Source organism: Levilactobacillus lindianensis (assembly GCF_003946095.1).
Lineage (GTDB): Bacteria > Bacillota > Bacilli > Lactobacillales > Lactobacillaceae > Levilactobacillus > Levilactobacillus lindianensis.
Genome location: NZ_RHOD01000006.1, coordinates 1 through 13,973 on the forward strand (window position 1 = coordinate 1; position 13,973 = coordinate 13,973).

A 13,973-nucleotide genomic window follows, 5' to 3' on the forward strand; every position below is an offset into this window, starting at 1 on the left:
GTGCTAGTGCGCCACGTTGAAAACGTGATAAAGTAGATGTACCCAAAGTAATCACTCCCTATATTGGTTGGAATTAGCTACTACCATTGTAAGTGATTGCTTTGGGCTTTTTAATTTCTGTTCGGATTAATTATAGAATTTGCCAAGTTAAACCTGTCAGTATGATTTCTCGTTCTTTTAAGGTAAGATGATGATACAGGCTCATAGTCTGAGTCCTCCTTGTAATGGTGTTGTGGTGATTCCATTTTACAAGGGCTCAGGCTATGAGTCTTCTTTTATGTTCTAATTAGCGTTGCACTTCAATTGTAAATTCGTCATGCATAAAATTAGCTGATGGCCAACAGGAAGCAAACCGTAAACCCTAGCAACCAATATAAGTCGGTCAACCGCCAGAAAGTCTTGAAAAAAGTGGGATAGAGGATCTCGTGGTCCTGAACCGCCTGAATGATGGTCACCAGGATACCAATTGCCATCCAACCAATCACCAGCCAGGGTAAGACCAGCCCCGCCCCATGCGGGATGAGGGCCAACGCGCAGACCAAGAATAAGGGGGCCATGAGGTCCCAGACACTCAATCCGGTTGGCCAACGCTGTCTGAGCAACCCCTTCACCCCACGAATTATGATGTAGCCAATTGCCAGTATGGCCAGTTTCCCGGCTGGCGATGACCAAAACGACATTCTACTTCCCCCCACAACTTCTGTTCTAATCCCGCCGATTGCCTAGCGCTTCAGACAGTCTCTGAACGGACAAGTACCGGCGACTCTTCGTTATATTATAGGGATTTCCATCACCAGTTGCAATTCACTTTTATAACAAGTCGTTGACAACTTTGCCGCGACTGTTGCATTTCACCCCCACCCACGGTAAACTAATTGAGTAAATTGGGACGCAAAGAGGTGGCTATTCGCGCATGGAAAAGAAAAAGAAATCAACATTTCAAAAAATTACCAATGTCTTCGTTTGGATCATGATTATCGCAACTATCGGCTCCTTAGTCTTCGGGGCAATTGCATCCCTCGGTTGGATGGGCTAATCATATCTGTCGCTACCTTCGTTCGTAGGGTGGCGCTTTTTTTTGCCGGCATCTAGCAAACTCACTTAACAAACAAACTGGCTGCAACTTAAAAATGCCATCACCAGCAATCGGAATTAACCAGATTGCCTGTGATGGCATTTTAAATTCTATTCGTTAGGATCCGTCTTATCGGGTTGCTTGTACACCTGGCGGGGCTTACTCCCCTCCTGAGGGCCAATATACCCGCGTTGCTCCAGGTCATCCATGATCCGAGCGGCACGATTATAGCCAATCCGGAACCGCCGCTGTAGCAGCGATGTACTGGCCTTCTGTTGGTCCACTACAAAGGCTAAGGCATCATCAAACAGGTCGTCATCGCTGTCGCCAGCCTCCTCCTGCTTGAGTTCCTCATCGGTAACCATCATATCTTCATCGTAATCCGCCGTCTGCTGCTGTTTGATAAAGTCCACGACATTCGCCACGTCCTCATCCGGGATAAAGGCCCCCTGAACACGCACGGGTGAATTGGCATCGACGGGTTGATAAAGCATGTCCCCGCGACCCAGCAGCTTTTCAGCACCGTTGGTATCGAGAATCGTCCGCGAATCAATCCCACTGGAAACCGCAAAGGCAATCCGAGACGGGACGTTGGCCTTAATCAAACCAGTGATAACATCGACAGATGGCCGTTGGGTAGCCAAGATCATGTGGACCCCGGCCGCTCGTCCCATCTGAGCGAGGCGAATAATCGCATCTTCAACTTCGTTAGAAACCGTCATCATCAAATCAGCCAATTCATCCACGACGACCACGATATACGGCAACGTTGGCCGGGCCTGATCGTCTTGGGCATTGGCCTTGCGGACGAAGGCATTGTACCCGGAAATCTTCCGTTGCCCAAATTGAGAGAACAGCTCATAGCGTCGTTCCATTTCGGCTACCACCTTGTGTAACGCCCGGGCCGCCTTCTTAGGCTCCGAAACCACCGGTGTCAATAGATGTGGAATCCCATTGTAAACGCTGAGTTCAACCTTCTTGGGATCAATCAACATCAGCTTCACTTGGTCGGGCCGGGCATTCATCAGCATACTGGTAATAATCCCGTTGATGGCCACGGACTTCCCACTCCCGGTCGCCCCGGCGATCAGCAAGTGCGGCATCTTTGTGAGGTCCATGGTGACCACTTCACCCGTAACATTCCGCCCTAATGGCACTTCTAGGGGCTTATTCGGATGCGCGGGTTGCGCCTCAACCACGTCCCGAAAGGCAACGGTTGAGACTTCCTTATTAGGCACTTCAATGCCAATCAACGACTTTCCTGGAATGGGTGCCTGAATCCGGATACCCTTAGCCGCTAGCGCCAAGGCGAGGTCATCGGCTAGATTAACAATGCGCGACACCTTGACCCCGATAGCGGGATGAAGTTCATATTCCGTCACCGATGGCCCCAGGCTGACATTCTTAACCTCAGCATCGACACCAAAACTATCCAGTGTCTGTTTCAAAATCTTGGTATTGGCATCAATGGCATTAACCTCATCCGTCTGATCGGTCGGTGGAACCTGCTTTAACAGCTCAGAAGTAGGTAATTGATAGTTTGGATCGACCGGCGTTCCACTAGTTAAATCGGGATCCGCCTCAGGTGTTGGCTCCTCCTCAACCGGTGCTGGCTTGGGCTTCGCTGTCGGCCGCTCATTAGCCACCGTGATGTGATAGCTAGGTTCGCCATCCTTAGGTTGGGGCTTAGGTTCGGGAAAATCCTTTTTCTCGGGATCGGCAATCGCCGCCGGCTGTGGCTTACGCGAACGCGCCTGATGCTTTTGTTTAGCCGCTTCACCACCGCGTCTCAGAGCTTGACCACTGGCGTGCATCCCCCGGGACAACACGCCCCAGACGGTCTTGATCCAGCGTTGCAGGTCGGCGAAAGGAATCTGAAAGAACACAACAACCCCACCCGCCATGATGATCCAGGCAGCAACCTGTGCCCCCACCAGGGCGATCAACCAGGCCACAATACTGAGTTCTAGGGCCCCAATGACCCCACCACCCAGTTGGCTGGTTAGACCACCCGTGAATAGATCGGCCAGACCCGCATGCCAGATGGTTGGAATAAATTGCGCATGTTGATTGGCTGTGACAAAGTGGGTCGCCGTGATCCACAGTAGCCAGCCAGCATAAATTAAGCCACCGCCGACCAAGTAATGGCGCGCTAGCCGAGGCCAGGTCCCGGTGACAAGTAACGCCGCGCCTAAGGCTCCGATAACCACCAATCCAAATTGATAGCTATCCCCTAGAAACAAGCGAACTAAATTCGCACACAGCGTTCCCAGAAGTCCCAGATGAAATAATCCCAGGGCCACCAAGGCAATCAGCACCAAGCCGATCACATTACTGGTATACGGAAACGGTTGGTGACTCGTTCGCCGACGCTTAGCTGGACGCCGTTTCGTGGTCTTACGACGCGTTGTTTTTCGTTTGGTCGCCAAAGAACGGCCTCCTTTCAATCAAGTTACTTCAGTTTATCATGGGGGTATTGGTGTACCCGCTCTAATCCTGGAAAGCTCTGCTGACGCAGAACTTCGTAAATAACGATGGCCGCCGAGTTCGACAAGTTCAACGCCCGAATATGGCTATCGTCTTGTGGAATCCGAATGCACTTCTCCATGTTTTTCCGCATGAAAGGTTCCGGCAACCCCGTTGTCTCCTTCCCAAAGAGGAAGTAGTGGTCGTTGTCATTAAGCTGGTAGTCCGGATCGGTGTAGTCCTGATCCGCAAATTTTGAGACTAAGTAGAGCTGGGATAGATCTGAAATAGAATCCATAAAAGCTGGTAGATTTTCGTGATAGCGAACATCCACCTTATCCCAGTAGTCGAGGCCGGCACGCTTCAGGTGCGCATCGTCTACGGAAAAACCCAAAGGCTTGATTAAATCTAAAATGGTATCGGTTCCCGCACAGGTCCGGGCGATGTTTCCTGTATTAGCCGGAAACAATGGTTCGAATAAGGCAATGTGATTCGTCATAACTCTCTTCTCCGTTCTGCTGGTTAAGTCTGTCTTCCGATTTGCGGGCAAATTCCCCGCACCGTCTCATTATTATAGTCACGTCTGACGCGCTTTGACAAGGGACCATCGCGACTATTTTAGTGGTCAAAGCCACTGGTCAAGTCCGCCTTTTTTCACCGAGGCAACGCACCTACCATCCCCTGTCACATAAAAAAGCAGTTCCTCGGTGTTGAAACGGCGAGGGGCTGCTTTAGTGAAGTGCACCTTGTCAGCCACCAACAGCTATTCGCTGATGTCGACTGCCAAACGATTTCTCATATTCAATATAACACCGTGTTGTGAGCCGCGCAAGTGCCCTGCTCTGCGCATAATGCCCATTATTCCGCGGCTTTTTGGGCGATCAGCAAGGTGACATCGACCGTAATGTTGTCAAACGGTTCGGCCTGAATGGCAGCCAGCCGTTCCGGTGTGGCTCCCCAATGCATAGGTGTCATGACGGTTAAATCACTGAACAATGCCGAAGATACCGGGAACTGGTAGCGAATCCGTTTCGTTGTGGCATTAGGATAATGTTGTTCGAAGAGTCGCAAGACCTTCCCATTATCGTAAGTGGCGTGGGCACTCCCAGCTGGAAAGATGCTGTGCCGCAATTCGATCAGGTAATCCGCATTCGGAATCACCTTAAGAAGCTGACCACCGGGAGCTAACACCCGATTGAATTCCTGATAGGCCGAGGGTGAGAACAGGTCAAGGATGGTGGTAAAGGCCCCGTCGCTAAAGGGCATCTTGGCCAGATCGGCAACGCAGAAGAACGCCGAACTTGCTAGTTGTGTCCCCAGATTGATTCCCGCCTTTGAGAGGTCGAAACCAATCGCGGTGTCTCGTTGATCGCGTTGCGCCAAGACATCTGCCAATGGCGTTCCCTCACCACAACCGACATCCAAGATCGTCTGGGGGTTAGCTGGCATGTTGGCCGCGAACTCTTGGGTAATTCCCGCAAATAGACCCGCCTGCAACAGACGGCGCCGGGCAGCTAACATGTCGTTGTCATATTCACTGGCCACCGAACGCTGCATGAAATACAACGTCCCCTTTTTGGAAAGATCCACGCTATGCCCGTTGGGACACACGAGGCTGTGACCAACCACCGCATCATATGGGGTCAGACAGACTGGACAACGAAAGAGCCCCGTGTTGGCGGTTAGAAAGGCCGCCGCCTCATCAATTTTCTTCATTTGAATTTGCTTCCTTTTCCGTAACTGGCGGGACTTCAACGTAACCGCCCGCAAAATTTTGATACCAGTGGAAGCCTTCTGTGGCAACCACTCGGATAACCGCATAGCCCGGAATTCCTAGGACCACACCCAACACACCAAACGCCTTCCCGGCTAATAACAGGATAAAGATGATCGTGAGCGGGTGAATCTTGAGGGAGCTGCCCAATACCAGTGGTGAGATGAAGCGGCCTTCGACGGTCTGTTCCACCACGAAGACAATCAGGACCTTCACCAACATCCAAGGTGACATAAAGGCTGCCACCACAACGGCCGGTATCATCGCTAGAAACGATCCGAGATACGGTACCAGGTTCAAAACCCCGGCTAAAATCCCCAGTAACAGGGCAAACTTCAAGCCAACGATTAGAAAACCAACGTAGAACAAGACAGCAACAAAGAAAGCAACGATTAACTGTCCACGAACATAGTTACTGACCTGTCGATTCATTTCGACCAGTAAATGTTTGGTCGTGTCCCGATACTTAATTGGCAGTATCTTGACTAAATGATCGGGTAATTGATGGCCATCGCGCAGGAGATAAAATAGGATGAACGGTGCGGTGACAATCGCCACCACCACCGAAGCCACTCGGCTGACAATGCTTCCTACCGAGGAGAAGGTCGTCTTGGCCAAACTAGAGGCTGCCGTGGAGGAGCTATCTGAGAGCTGCTGATTGAATTGGTCGAGTTGCGACTTCAGGCCGCTCAACCGATCGTCCTCGAGCCACAGAGAGGCGGTTCTCGTGACCTCTTGCCAGTAGTGTGGCCACTCCGTCACCAGGGTTGTCAATTGTTTCTGAACCATGGGAATGAGGCTTCCAATCCCCCAGACCAACAGTGCCGCGACAATCACAAAGAGACCGGTAATCGTCCAGGTACGCCCGATCCCCCGCTTTTCGAGGCGATCGACCACCGGATTCAAGAGATAGAACCCCACCCCTGCAATGATGACGGGTAATCCCACGATCTGCCAGACCAAAACAAGCGGCGTCGCGAGCCATGGGACTTTACTTAACACTAACAAAATGAGTAAAATGAGGAGCGTGATTGTTAATCCTGATACCAGGCGGTTGTTAACCACCCAGTTCCAGAACCACGACCGATTTTTTTGAGACTCTGTCTTCAAGGGCTTCACTTCCGTTAATATAGTGGGTATATTGTACCATACCCCATAGACCGGTGACGACTCTTGCGGAGAGAAAGGAATGAGACATTTGCGAATTATCGAACCATTACTGGAAAACTATGCGGATCTACCCAACGCCATTGAGGCCGGTGCTAAGCGCATTGCCCTCGCCGACAACCTCGCCGTTGGTGGCACCACCATTAGCAAGGGGGTCATGGGTGAGGCCGTTCGTTACGCCCACGAACACCAAGTTACCTTAGACGTCCTCATCGCCCCTAGAGGGGGCCACAGCCCCTACAACGACGTCGAAATCAAGATGATGGAGGCCGACTTACTTGAGGCTCAGCAATTAGGAGTCGACGGGGCAATCTTTGGGGCTTTGACCACACAACAAACCCTAGATGTCGAGGCCCTCAGCCTTCTAATCGCCGCGGCTGGTGGCATGACCATCACCTTCAGCACCGCCTTCGACGACATCCGGCCCCAAGACCGGGGAACTGCCGTTGACTGGCTCAGCACCCAAGGCTTTGACTACGTTTTGAGCACTGGAAATGCTAGTGAGGACCGGTTAGCCGACTGGACTGCCTCCAAGCGTCTCCTAGACTCCGTCAACCTGACCCTGGTTCCTAGCGGCCTGACCGCACAGGAGATTGAACCCGTGGCCAAGGAACTCGGCGCTAACTTTTTCTTTGGGACGGACGTTCTCAACTAACTTTTGACCATACGAAAGGCCCTTCATGTCATCGATTGACGTGAAGGGCCTTTTTCTAGTGAACCCCTTGGCAATTCGTGTTGGCCGACGAAACCGCATTTTCATCGACGTTCACTAACTCCCAATCATCCCAACTGTTCACTGCCCACAGTCTACTTACTCCGCCAGATCGGCCAGCAAGGCTTGCCACTTCTGACGGGTAGCCGTTGCCGAATAGTCATTGGCACGTTTTAGACTGTTTTTCATGTAGCGACGCTGGAGTTTAGGATCCTTTAAGTAATCACGAACCTTCCAATAAAGCAGATCCTGGTTGTTTCGTTCGACGAGATTTCCATTCTCACCGTCGACCACCATTTCATTAGGTCCATACCGAATGTCATAGCTGATGACTGGTACGCCGAAACTCAATGCTTCCAGGGTAGTCAACGAGAACCCCTCTTCGACACTCGTCACCATTTCTAGTGAAGCCTGCTCGTATTCCGCCGTAAGGTCCGGAAGATAGCCGCGGAAGAAGACGTGATCGGTCAACTGGTGCTCGGTCACATAGTCCCGCAGACGTTGTTCTTCGACCCGACTGCCGAAACCAAAGAGGTGTAACTCAATGTCCGGAAATTCATCGACCAACCGTCCCACCACTTGAACCTGTTCCATGACCTGTTTTTCTGGTGATAACCGCGCCACACCAATGATCCGGTGGGGCTTTTTCTTACGCAAATTGACCCGTTGTTTCGTGGTATAACCAACTGGAATCACCACGACTGGTGGCAGATTTGGGAAGCGTTCCATCAGATCCGTCCGCTGTAGGCTGGTCGAAACCACGATGCGGTCAAACTGTTCCGGATGATCCAAGACGTAACGATAGGTATTTTTCAGAGGCCCTTCAATCACGTTGGCTTGATCCCGAGCGTGGGTACTGTGGAAGACTGCACACACCGTCACATCCGGTCGTGTGGCCCCAAATGCCGGCGCCAGTGGACCGTTCTTATCGCTGAAGTACACGTCGCCGGCCTGATAGAGTTCGTTAAAGAAGAACGTTTGTAGCTCGCGTTCCGTGTCAAAGAACCACTGTTGACCACGATAATCATTCAGAATAATCTGATGCAACTTCGGTTCGCCGGGATTATTGGTATAATACTTTTCTATTTTGACGTGTCCTGCAGTATCCAGGTACACTTCGTTTTGAACCTTCTGATTGTCATGCAGATAGCTCACCCGACTCAGAAAGCCACGACTGTCGTAGTGTTCTCGCTTAACCTTCATGCGCTTGGCATCGAAGTAGTTCAGGTAAACCAACTGTTTCAATGACTCATCGCGGAAGTGGGCGTACATTAGGAATCGTCCTTCGGTGGTAAAAATCCGAATGTCGGGAGCCGAAGCCACCTCTTGTAACCGAAAATGGCAGGTTTCTTCCCAATATTTACACCAGTCAATGGCCTTGACTGGCACACTCACCGTATCTTGAAAGTAGTCGTAAAGGCTGAAACAATCGGGACCAATACCGAAACGTTCGGCATTGGCATGAATACCCGGATTGTATCGGGTATAGACACACTTGGCGGGAAGATTGGCCGCCTTAAAAAGCTTCAGACGGTTAACCTGGCCTTGCTCAATCCCTGTTAGTTTGGCATTAAAATACACCGCCACAAAATAATTCATGATTAGGCCTCCTCAGCCACGGCGCGTTGGGCCTGCGTCTGGCGATCAAAGTAGTCTAACAGAACTTGCCACTTAGCAAAGACCGCATCTTCCGAATACCGTTGCGCGTTCTGATAAGCTGCCGCACTGAAGGCTGCCAAACGATCTTGGTCACCCAGTAAGGCAATCATGTCGTCAGCCAAGCCCTGAACGTCACCATCAGTCGTTAACAAACCACTCTCGCCATTAGCAATGATATCGCTCGGGCCATACTTCACATCGTTGGCAATCATGGGAACCCCATGTGACTGTGCTTCCAGTAACATCAAGGAGAATCCTTCCGCCCGACTCGGTAATAATCCCAGCTGAGCACGGTCATAGACTGCCGCAATGTCGTGGGTGTAGCCCTTGAAGGAGATGACATCACTTAGCCCACTGTCGGCTACCTGCTGCTTGAACTTCTTCTCGACATCTCCGTTGGCATACCCCCACAACTCAAGGCGCGCATCCGGGAACTTCTGGTGAACTTGAGCGAAGGCTTGAATCGAATGATTTTGTTGCTTTTCGGGAGCCAAACGAGCCACATGAACCACGAGGTGCTTCTGGCGTTTGCTAAATGGCTCCTGTGGTGCAGCTACCTGTTCATCGGTCACATAGCCAACGGGAATCGTAAATGCCGGAATGTCAGTGCCAAAACGATCAGCCACGTCTTGGGACTGTTCTGGCGTTGCTGAAATCACAGCATCCCACTTGTGCCAGTTCATCAAGGCATTTTGATAGTTGTTATTGAGTGGCGAATGAATCATATCGGTTGGATCCGCGACATGGTCATTATGCAGGTGTAAGACCTTGAAGGCTGGGGTCTGCATGTTAAAGAGTGCCCAGTCACATTCCACGGTCCGGTCACAGATATAGACATTGGTTTCCCCATTGGCATTCAATTCGTCGTAGAAGAACCGGGTCAACCCGTTCATCCCATTGAAGGTCCGGCTACTGCCGTCACCATAATTCAGAACCCGCCACGACAGATGTTCCTTACCCGCGTGGTCGATCAGATGACATTTTTCGATATGCACTAGACCATCTGGACCGAAGTACTGCTCCTGGACGATCTTGCCGTCCCAATCAAAGAGCTGTTCCAAACACTTGAAACCACGCGTGTCCCACCAAACCATCTTGAGGGTCCGGCCGTTCACGTCAAAGTACTGAATATTACTAATCTCATCCTCGGTATCCTTACGTAGGTAGATAATCATTAACATCTTCCCCTGCGTGAACACCTGGATCTGATTGTCTTTTCGCGTACTGGTCGTGTTACGTGGTAATGAAAAATCATTGAGAGTCAGTGGCTTACCAGCCACCTCTTCACTCCCACAGAAGAATTCAAATAAGTTCACGAAGTTTTCTCGTGGAATACCGGCCTGTGCCAGAATATTGGTCAGTTCCATTGAGAAGATTCGCGTCACAATTTTTGCTGGGATGCCGTTCTTATGGAAGAGATGGAGCCGATTAATTTCCGCGTGTTCAATCCCTGATTTTGAGTATTGCATGTTGTCATTTAAGAAATAATACATGAGGCGTCCTCCCTTCTATGCCTGTAAGAAACGTTGCCAACGGTTCCAGACTCGACGCTGGGTCCAGGTTGCATTAGCGGTCTGATAAGCCGCATGGCTCATAACCTGTAGCTTCTGCGGATTGCTGAAGAGGTCCACCACGTGCTCAGCCATTGCCAGTGAGTTCCCGCGATCAATCAGATAGCCATTGTCCCCGTCTGTAATGAGGTCTCTTGGCCCATAATTGAATGGGTAACTGACCACTGGAATGCCGTGACTCATGGCTTCAAACATTCCCATAGGCCCTCCGTCTGCGATCGACATGTTCACCAGAACTTGGTAAGTATCGTACTTCTGTGATAGTTGTGGATCGTAGTCCTTAAAGGTCACATTGTGTTCCAGATGGCGTTCGCTAACCAGATCAACCATCTTCTTTTGGTACTCATGATCCCCGTAACCGTAGAGGTCAAATGTCGCGCCAGGAACCCGATCCTGAACTAAGGCAAACATCCGTAGCAACTGCTCTATCTGCTTGTCTTGGGCAATCCGGCCAACATATAGCAAGCTGTTGACTCGACGATCGGTCGGTGCAATCTCATCACGACCATCCTTAGCAAGTGGCGCCATCGTAACCGCCGGCAGATCAGTTACATTAGCTTCAGGGAAACGGGTCCGCAAGTGTTCGGCCTGTTGGGCCGTCCCTGTGATAAAGCCATCGAAGTGCCGGAAGTGCTCAAAGGCCGGCTTCAAGAAGCCATCCAGGTCACCATGGATCGGATCATCAGGTGAGACGGCATGATTAATTGGCAGGTAAATATACTTCCGTGAGCCATCATCCAGATTGAGAAGCGGCCGAACTCCGGTACCTGGTCGATCACTGATGAAGGTCGTCGTTCCGGCATCCTGCTTGCTAAGTTCTGCCAAGAAGAATTCAAATAAGTCATCCTGATTCTGGAAGAACCGGTCACCCTGGCCTTGATAGTCCTTCAAAATAACCCGCGAGACCAGCGGATTCCCGTTAGTGTCGGGAACGCTATAAATTTCAATTGCGGTTTGACCAGTCGGCGTGTAATACCGTTCCAGAACTAATTTTCCATTCTGCCCAAAGTATTGTGTGGCCGAACGGAATCCCCGCCAGTCCCACAGGTCCGTTTCAATCAGGTTCCCCTGATTATCCGCATGTTCATGATAGAAGACCCGGCCAATGGTTCCCGGGATGAATCCAACGCGTCCGAGATTGTCATCACCATTGAGTACTTGACTGAAGTTAGCCCCCACAACCACTTCGGTTTCTACTGGCAGGCGTAAGTCATCGGTTCGCACAACCGTCGTTGGCACCGCCGTCGCCTGTTGGAAGAAGTCAAACATGTTGACAACTTCATTGTCGGCAATGCCAAACGTTGTCAACGTCCGGTGTAACAACCGATCGTAAATCTTCGTCACAATCTTGGCGGGTTCTTGATAATGGTTAAAGAGTTTCACCCGGTTCATTGCGGTATGTTCCACACTCGAATTCTTTTGCAAGATGTATTCATTAATAAAGTAATACACGACTGCCACCTCATTCTTTTCGACTAATTATTCCCGTTACTCTTCCCAGGGATACTTACCTTCATCATTTTTCTCCGTGTGTTTCATCATGTATTCCGTGCGCTCGTCCATCCGCTTACGGGTCTTCCGCTTATGTATGGACCGGAAAACCAAGACAACGATTCCTAAAACAAAATAGATGGATAGCCGTAGGAAAAATTGAATCTTCTTGTACGCAAAGATACTCGTTAAAACTAGCATGCAAGTGACTCCTCTCTAATACTTATAGTCATAGTAACTAATTAATCCGGATAGGAAATGTTCACAATCATCAATCCGCGTTCGGAAATGGTCGTTGCGGGCGTAGAAACCGCCGACCAATTTGGCTGGATGGTAGAAGTACATCGCCACCTCAGGGAAGAAACTACCGGTCAACAGCTCATATTCAGCTCGATACTGCCAAACAGAGCGCAGTGTCGCAACATCATAGGGTGCTAGCAGATCGTCATTGCCCGTAGCCTGGATGGTATCCGTCATCTTAACGGCTGCCGTCAGTAATTCTAAACGCGTCGGGTAAGGCATCAGTTTGTGCTTAATGTTTTCCAAGTCCTCAAAAGCATTCTTCAACCCCATCGCCATATAGTCACGGTTGTTGCCAAAGATTCCTAAGGCATCGTTGACGGCATAGGCGATCCAGTGGTCATGATTGCGGCCATAATCGTGGGCCACCATGAAGTCCAAGGTCTCCTGAATCAAGTTCTTCACGCGTTCCTCATGCGTCATCGCGTACAACCGAGACATGGCAAAGACAATTTCACCTTCATAATAGATAATTCGAAAGGCATCCTTGACGCTCAAGTCTGATCGTAACACATGATTGAATCTACCATCGGCCTGACGAAAGGCTTCGATACCTCTGAAGGCTTGCAGCGCTGGTTTCTCAAATTGCGTCTCGTGAGTCACTTCTTGATACTTGCACAAGGCCAGAATTAGCATGGCTTGCGCTCCAAGCTTCAGCTCCGCCTCGCCCTCTTTGGGTTGTTCGACAACAAACAGGGCATCGTCTTTCACCATCGTCAAATGCTCAAGACCCCATTTTAAAGCACGCTTGGCTTGTTTAAGATCATCATGGCGCTTAGTAAACGTAATCGCTTCCAATAAAGCATAAATCGAAGAGAAGTGCCGCACACTATTATAGTTACTTAAAACCCGTTTGATGCTGGGGAAGTAACCATAAATGAATCGACCATCAGACTTGATTTGATTCTTCAGGTAGGTTTCACCTAGCCCCAAGTAATCCACAATCTCTTGTTTAGGTTCAGCCAACTGGCGAACGCCCAGTAATTGTGGGTGGTTATCTTCTAATCCCCAGACACGATTTCCATCCGTGAAAACACCACTAGTCGTAAAGGTCCAAACACTATCGCCGGATTGAATATCAACATCGTTATTTCCATTACGTTTCATGAGATATTCGGTAATTGCTGAATAGTTCACGGTTGCTTTTGCCGTTGTCTTGCCGACTTTATAGTCTTGAGCCGGTTCGAAAAACTCATGACCATTAATCTCCATTTCTAGCAATGCCGTCCGGAAGTCTTCATCGAAACTGACCCCCCCCCCGCCAGAAATTAGCACGTGTGATTCTAGCCAAATCTGTCGTGAATTTTTCACGACTAATTTGCTGAATAGAGTGAATGGTTTCTACCCGAACCCAGGATGCTGACATCGCTTGGGTTAGCCGATGTTCAACCTGAATCCAAGCCTTCTTAAACGAGTCGGCACGGATGACCGTCACGGCCGCACGATGCCTTTTATCGGAAATAGACACCACCAACGTGGATTGCCCCGTTACGCGATTCTGAAGATTACCGCGGTTAATTAATTCCCCTTTCAAACGCTTAATTAAAGCCTTTTTCATCTAATTTCACGCCCCCATAAATCCTTAGTGTTTTACGTGAAAGCCCAATAGAAAATTAGTCTAACTAAATCTCATTCACTATAAACTAATAATACTATTTCTTTCGCGTATTGTCGATTAATAGCCTCGACCTATGTATGAATCCCCACAGTTTGACCTGTGGGGATCCGCTCATGTAACGTTGCCGTTACACTTTGTTC

At 49.9% G+C, this 13,973-nt stretch carries 12 protein-coding genes; 2 read left to right on the top strand and 10 right to left on the bottom strand.

The features are described from left to right. Positions 1 to 326 precede the first annotated feature (326 nt). Positions 327 to 680 carry a DUF3397 family protein gene (locus tag EKM70_RS03275; protein WP_125545222.1) on the bottom strand — a complete coding sequence of 118 codons (354 nt, stop codon included), beginning with the start codon at positions 678 to 680 and terminating at the stop codon, positions 327 to 329. 233 nt (positions 681 to 913) lie between these two features. On the opposite strand from EKM70_RS03275, the gene EKM70_RS03280 reads away from it, so the two are divergent. Then, positions 914 to 1,036 carry a DUF4044 domain-containing protein gene (locus EKM70_RS03280; RefSeq protein ID WP_125545224.1) on the top strand — a complete coding sequence of 41 codons (123 nt, stop codon included), beginning with the start codon at positions 914 to 916 and terminating at the stop codon, positions 1,034 to 1,036. A gap of 149 nt (positions 1,037 to 1,185) precedes the next feature. Here the strand turns inward: EKM70_RS03280 and EKM70_RS03285 are convergent, their stop codons facing one another. The 4 genes from EKM70_RS03285 to EKM70_RS03300 all read right to left on the bottom strand — a co-directional run bounded on the left by EKM70_RS03285 (position 1,186) and on the right by EKM70_RS03300 (position 6,425). Continuing rightward, entirely contained in the window at positions 1,186 to 3,504 is a 2,319-nt protein-coding gene (locus EKM70_RS03285) for an FtsK/SpoIIIE family DNA translocase (RefSeq protein WP_125545226.1), read from the bottom strand. A 23-nt stretch (positions 3,505 to 3,527) separates the two neighbouring features. Further along, entirely contained in the window at positions 3,528 to 4,040 is a 513-nt protein-coding gene (locus EKM70_RS03290) for a tRNA (cytidine(34)-2'-O)-methyltransferase (RefSeq protein WP_125545228.1), read from the bottom strand. 359 nt (positions 4,041 to 4,399) lie between these two features. Next, a complete protein-coding gene (locus EKM70_RS03295) occupies positions 4,400 to 5,257 on the bottom strand; it encodes a methyltransferase domain-containing protein (RefSeq protein ID WP_125545230.1) in 858 nt (285 codons plus the stop codon). Beyond that, on the bottom strand, positions 5,244 to 6,425 hold the full coding sequence (locus tag EKM70_RS03300) for an AI-2E family transporter (protein WP_125545232.1): 1,182 nt from the start codon (positions 6,423 to 6,425) through the stop codon (positions 5,244 to 5,246). Before EKM70_RS03300 ends, EKM70_RS03295 begins: the two co-directional genes overlap by 14 nt. Positions 6,426 to 6,504: 79 nt before the next feature. Here EKM70_RS03300 and EKM70_RS03305 point away from each other — a divergent pair, with 79 nt between their 5' ends. Beyond that, entirely contained in the window at positions 6,505 to 7,137 is a 633-nt protein-coding gene (locus EKM70_RS03305) for a copper homeostasis protein CutC (RefSeq protein WP_164506314.1), read from the top strand. A 156-nt stretch (positions 7,138 to 7,293) separates the two neighbouring features. On the opposite strand, the gene asp1 is transcribed toward EKM70_RS03305, so the two are convergent. The 5 genes from asp1 to EKM70_RS03330 are packed head-to-tail and all read right to left on the bottom strand — an operon-like array spanning position 7,294 to position 13,526. Continuing rightward, positions 7,294 to 8,793 (bottom strand): accessory Sec system glycosyltransferase Asp1, encoded by a 1,500-nt coding sequence (asp1, locus tag EKM70_RS03310; RefSeq protein ID WP_125545234.1) that lies wholly within the window; start codon positions 8,791 to 8,793, stop codon positions 7,294 to 7,296. 2 nt (positions 8,794 to 8,795) lie between these two features. Next, entirely contained in the window at positions 8,796 to 10,346 is a 1,551-nt protein-coding gene (locus tag EKM70_RS03315; protein WP_125545236.1) for a glycosyltransferase family 4 protein, read from the bottom strand. 15 nt (positions 10,347 to 10,361) lie between these two features. After that, positions 10,362 to 11,876 carry a glycosyltransferase gene (locus tag EKM70_RS03320; RefSeq protein ID WP_125545238.1) on the bottom strand — a complete coding sequence of 505 codons (1,515 nt, stop codon included), beginning with the start codon at positions 11,874 to 11,876 and terminating at the stop codon, positions 10,362 to 10,364. Between the two features lie 36 nt (positions 11,877 to 11,912). Continuing rightward, on the bottom strand, positions 11,913 to 12,116 hold the full coding sequence (locus EKM70_RS03325) for a hypothetical protein (protein ID WP_125545240.1): 204 nt from the start codon (positions 12,114 to 12,116) through the stop codon (positions 11,913 to 11,915). Positions 12,117 to 12,131: 15 nt separating this feature from the next. Continuing rightward, complete coding sequence (locus tag EKM70_RS03330; RefSeq protein ID WP_225416365.1) at positions 12,132 to 13,526, bottom strand: glycosyl transferase family 1; 1,395 nt, start codon at positions 13,524 to 13,526, stop codon at positions 12,132 to 12,134. Between the last annotated feature and the right edge of the window lie 447 nt (positions 13,527 to 13,973).

Excerpts from the sequence above, each read along its gene's own strand:
- EKM70_RS03315 (WP_125545236.1), bottom strand. The coding sequence starts at position 10,346 with ATGTATTATTTCTTAAATGACAACATGCAATACTCAAAATCAGGGATT.
- EKM70_RS03305 (WP_164506314.1), top strand. The coding sequence starts at position 6,505 with ATGAGACATTTGCGAATTATCGAACCATTACTGGAAAACTATGCGGAT.
- EKM70_RS03295 (WP_125545230.1), bottom strand. The coding sequence starts at position 5,257 with ATGAAGAAAATTGATGAGGCGGCGGCCTTTCTAACCGCCAACACGGGG.
- asp1 (WP_125545234.1), bottom strand. The coding sequence starts at position 8,793 with ATGAATTATTTTGTGGCGGTGTATTTTAATGCCAAACTAACAGGGATT.
- EKM70_RS03275 (WP_125545222.1), bottom strand. The coding sequence starts at position 680 with ATGTCGTTTTGGTCATCGCCAGCCGGGAAACTGGCCATACTGGCAATT.
- EKM70_RS03325 (WP_125545240.1), bottom strand. The coding sequence starts at position 12,116 with ATGCTAGTTTTAACGAGTATCTTTGCGTACAAGAAGATTCAATTTTTC.
- EKM70_RS03280 (WP_125545224.1), top strand. The coding sequence starts at position 914 with ATGGAAAAGAAAAAGAAATCAACATTTCAAAAAATTACCAATGTCTTC.
- EKM70_RS03290 (WP_125545228.1), bottom strand. The coding sequence starts at position 4,040 with ATGACGAATCACATTGCCTTATTCGAACCATTGTTTCCGGCTAATACA.